Here is a 4567-nt window from a genome sequence, read left to right as displayed (position 1 = left end):
TTGAGGCGGTCCATCTCTTTGGCGAGGCTTTCCAGCGAAGCGGAGCCCATATTGCCCTGGTGGTTATGAATGTCTATGAACGGGAATTTCGCACGGGAGATGGGATGCTCCGCCACTTTCAGCGTGGATACGGGATCATACTTTACGAAATCCATTTGCTGTTGTGCGTTCGCGGCGGTGGCGCAAAGGAGGCCGCCGGCCAGGGCATAAGTTCTGAACATAAGCGTTAAGGGTAAGATAGTTGCTAAATCTACGCATTACCGCCAAAAATACAAGCCGGAAATGACGAGCGGCGGATCAGGGCGCTTCCGGGAGCGGGTCCGCCGCAGCGGGCTGCGAAGGGTCGAAAACAGCCACGCCCACCTTCGAATCGGCGCAACCGTAATACAGGTACCACTTCCCTTCATGGAAAGCCATGCCTTCGATAAACACCGTACCGTCTTTATACTGCCCGCTCTTCTCGAAAGGCGCCATGGGCCGGAGGAACGGCGCATCCAGGCGGCCAACGGGCTTCGTGGGGTCTTCCAGGTCGAACAGCACTTGCCCCGCGCAATACGCGTTGGCATTGAAGCGCACGTCGCGGTTGGCGCCGGATTTATTCTTGCCGTTATAAAGCAGCAGGTAGCCCGCAGGGGTCTTGATAGCCGGGGGACCGCACTCCGTCAGATCGCTGTCGAAAAACCCGTCACGCGGGCGGATGAACGACCGGAGATTGCCTTTCTCATCCACCACCGGCTCCCAATCCTTTAAATTATCAGACCAGGCGCCATGAATCCCACGCTCGCCCCAATACATGAAATACCGGCCGTTGACTTTGGCGATCACCTGTTTGCCGGCAACGATCTCCGTTACCAGGGATGCGGATTTGCTCCAGGTTTCATGAAACTTGCCGCCATATGCTTTTTGAAATGCCGGCCCGTGCTTCTCCCAGTGAACGAGGTCGCGGGAGGTGGCCACGCCCAGGCGCGCCACTTTCCGGTTCCATTGGGTGTACAGCATCACGTACAAGCCCTCCGCCGTCATCGCCACACGGGGATCCTCGCAGCCGCCGGGCCATTCGTTTTCTTTCTGGCTATCTTCCCCGGGGTACATCACCGGCGACTTCATCCGGTCGAAAGAGACGCCGTCGGTGCTTACGGCGTGCCCCAGGCGGGACGTGCGGTGGCCGATCTTCACGCCCGACTTGTCTTCCGCGCGGTACAGCAAAACGATCTTCCCGTCTTTCACCGCCGCGGCGGGATTGAAGGTATCGTTCGATTCCCAGGCGATGGAATCGCCCAGCATAGGGCACCAGAACAAATTGAGGCTGTCGGGGGAAATGACGGGGTTACGCCCCTCCGGGCGAACGAACCCGCCCATCGCCCAGGCGGGCAACCGGTGCTGCGCCATCACGGAGGAAGCGCCCAGCACCAGCAAGGCGGCAATCAGGATACGTGGAATTTTCATACCCCTGAATATACAAAAAAACCCGGCGCATATGCATCGCCGGGCTTCATATGGCAAAGGATAATGTCTTTATCAACCCGCCCGGCGGCTCTCTTCCTCGCTCCCTGCCTTCCGCTCGCGCGCACCCTCCACTTTCGAATTCCCGAAACGGTAAGTGAAGGAAACGTTCAGCGTACGGTTCTGCCAGCGGTTGTTCACATCCAGGTACACGCCGTTGAAATCAGCCGTACCCCGGAAGCGCGCCGAAGCAAACAGGTCGTTGACGCTCACTTTCACCGTGCCTTTCTTCTGCATCACCGTCTTCTGCACACCCGCATTCGCCGCCCACATACCCCTGGATTGCCAGATGCCATACACGTTCGGCGCTTCGTACCAGCCGCTCAGCTCGATCTTGATATCCTTCGGCAGCGAGAATGTATGCGTGGAATTGAAGTACCACGAAAGGCTCTTCGTCGTAAAATCTCCCTTCGGATCTTTTATCCAATATTGATTATGGAAGAATGATCCATTGGTATTGGAATTCCACCACTTCGTGAAATCCACCGGCAGCGTAACTTCGGCCGACCAGTTCTTGCGCGTACCGATGTTCAGCACGGTGCTGGTGGTCACTTTCGTTTCCTCGTTCAGGAACAGGTACTCGTTCACCACATCGTTCGATTGCGTATACCCCGCCGTGAAAATGTACTTGTTCCTGAAAGTGTACGACAGCTCCGTGTTGTGCGTATACTCCGGCGTCAGGTAGGAGTTGCCGCGGAAAAAGGTGTATTTGTCCAGGAAAAACATGAAGGGATTCAGCTGCCCGTAACCCGGACGATTAATGCGCTTGTTGTACGTAGCGCCGATCTTATGATCTTCCGCCAGTTTATAATCGATGGTGAAATTCGGGAAGAAGTCGGTGTAGTTGCGTTTGATGCGGTTCTTCATCGACACCGAATTCGCGTCCGACATCGTATGTTCCACCCGCAATCCTGCCGTTACGTCGAATACTTTCCAGCTCTTCTTGAAAGTCGTGTAACCCGCCAGCACGTCTTCCGCATAAATGAACTGGTCGTACTGCGACAACACAGGTTTGTACACGCCATCCATCAGCGAATCGTACACCATGTTGTTGTTCGTTTCCACGAAGCTCCCTTTGGCGCCGGCTTCCAGCTTGTAGCCCTTTCCGAGCGACTGCACCCAATCCGCCTTGATGCTGCGGATGGTAATTCGGGTATGCGGCACGGTGCGGAGCGCGCTCTCATTGAGGATCGCTTCGTCACTGTTCCGTTGCATGTAGTCGGATAGATGGGTGCCCATGCGGTTGTAAAACTTCATGTAATCCGCGTCCATCGAGAATTCTGAGCCGCTGGTATCGATTTTCAGTTTATAGTTCAGGTTGACGGCGGTGCTCCTGAAACGGTTGTTACCGATCACCGACGTGTGCAAAACCGAATCGGCAGGCTGGCCCGGGTTCATGATCTCCGTGGCACTGGGAGCGGAACGCCAGAAGGCGTTGCTGTAGCCGTTCACCATCACACCGATCGTTTGCTTGTCATTCAGGAAATAATCAAACCCGAATTTGCCGGAACGGTTGAGAAAATCGTTTTTCTGGAAAACCGACTGATGGTAATTCAGCGGCTCGTCGCCTCCCACTTTACGGTTCAGTTCGCGGGTATTGAAACCCTGGCGGTCGCCCCAGTTGAGATTGCCGAACGCGTTGAATTTCTTCGTTCTCCAGTTGAGCGTTACGCCGGTGCTGTAATAAAAATATCGCCCCAAGCCGCCGGAAAGGCTTACGGAACCGTTGAAGCCCGTCAGCTGGCCTTTCTTCGTTTTGATGTTGATGATGCCAGAAGAACCTGCGGCATCGTATTTCGCACCCGGACTGGTAATAATCTCGATGGCGGTCACTCCTTCCGCGTTCATGCTTTTCAGCAGTTCCGCCAGTGCTTCGTTGGAAAGGTAAGTCAGCTTGCCGTCGATCATCACCGTCACGCCTTGCTTGCCTTTCAGCACGAGGTTTTCGTCTTTATCCACGGTTACGCCCGGCGCGCGGCGGAGCAGGTCGAGCACGGAGTTGCCGGCCGCGGCCACGCTGCCTTCCACGTTGAGCACCGTTTTACCTTCCCCGCGTTCGATGAATGGTTTCTGCGCAGTAACCTCCACACCTTTCAGGCTTTTGGGAGCCGACTGCAGGATGAGGGTGTTGAGGTTGACGGGCTTGTCCTGCAGCTGGAACACATCCGTGCGGGTAGTGGTGAACCCCATCTGCGAAGCTTCGATGTAATATTTGCCGGGCTGGATGGATTCGAACAGGATCTTGCCGTCGGTATCGCTCATCTGCCCTTTCACGAGCGCGGAATCTCCCGCTTTTTTCACGACAACACTGGCGAATGGAAGCGGGTTCCCTCCCGCATCGGTGACTTTGAGGTAGATATTGCGCTGTGCGGATGAGGAGAAAGAAACGCACACGAATAGGATCAACAATATGAGACTGGAGCGGAGTTGCATAAACAAGGTTAAAGGTGCTGAAAGGATGATATTAAAGTTCGGACGGATTCACGGATTTAAAGGGCCGTTCATCCCAAAACCGCCACACTGGATTATTTGACGAACATTTCCCGGTGCGGCAGCCTGCAAGATAAAGACGGGGCGGAGGAAGGAAAGTTTCAGGGGATTGACGGATGGTCGGGAGGAAATATGAATGGCAGGAAACGGCACGGCACCGGCAAATACCCGCCGGTGCCGTGCGCACACTACGTATAATGACGTAGCAATGAGATTGTAAATAATTGATTCAGAAGTCGGTACTGCCTGCCGGAAGCCCCGTCACACCGGGTTTTGCCGTAAAAAGATCGCCGGCAAGGGGGTATTGTGACAGGTCAGTTTCTTTGGCGGCGGTCGTGATCACCAGCTGGTCGAGATGCTCGCCGCCGAAGCAGCAGGCGGTGGCGTTGGGAACTGGTACTTCCACGAACCCGATGCGCTCGCCGGTAGCGGGGTTGTATCTTCCTACACCAAATCCTCCCCACAGCGCGATCCAGAGCATGCCTTCCGCGTCGCAGGCCATCCCGTCGGGGACGCCGTCGGCAGGCGGAATGGTAATGATGATGCGCTCATTCTGCAGGGTCCCGTCGGGCAG

3 protein-coding genes and 1 pseudogene are annotated in these 4567 nt (G+C 55.6%); all 4 read right to left on the bottom strand.

Going from position 1 to position 4567, the window contains the following annotated elements; all coding sequences use genetic code 11:
• Window positions 1-221: pseudogene (locus Q0510_RS07010) on the bottom strand (amidohydrolase); the annotation flags it as partial.
• Window positions 222-297: 76 nt separating this feature from the next.
• Window positions 298-1446, bottom strand: coding sequence for a glycoside hydrolase family 130 protein (locus Q0510_RS07005; protein ID WP_298709518.1), 1149 nt, complete (start codon window positions 1444-1446; stop codon window positions 298-300).
• A 72-nt stretch (window positions 1447-1518) separates the two neighbouring features.
• A complete protein-coding gene (locus tag Q0510_RS07000; protein WP_298709516.1) occupies window positions 1519-3936 on the bottom strand; it encodes a TonB-dependent receptor in 2418 nt (805 codons plus the stop codon).
• A 286-nt stretch (window positions 3937-4222) separates the two neighbouring features.
• On the bottom strand, window positions 4223-4567 hold a 345-nt coding region (locus Q0510_RS06995), incomplete at its 5' end, for an SMP-30/gluconolactonase/LRE family protein (protein ID WP_298709514.1).

This window comes from uncultured Chitinophaga sp., assembly GCF_937874145.1.
Lineage (GTDB): Bacteria > Bacteroidota > Bacteroidia > Chitinophagales > Chitinophagaceae > Chitinophaga.
Note: the sequence above shows the minus strand (reverse complement) of the source record. Positions and strands in the feature narration are given on the sequence as shown.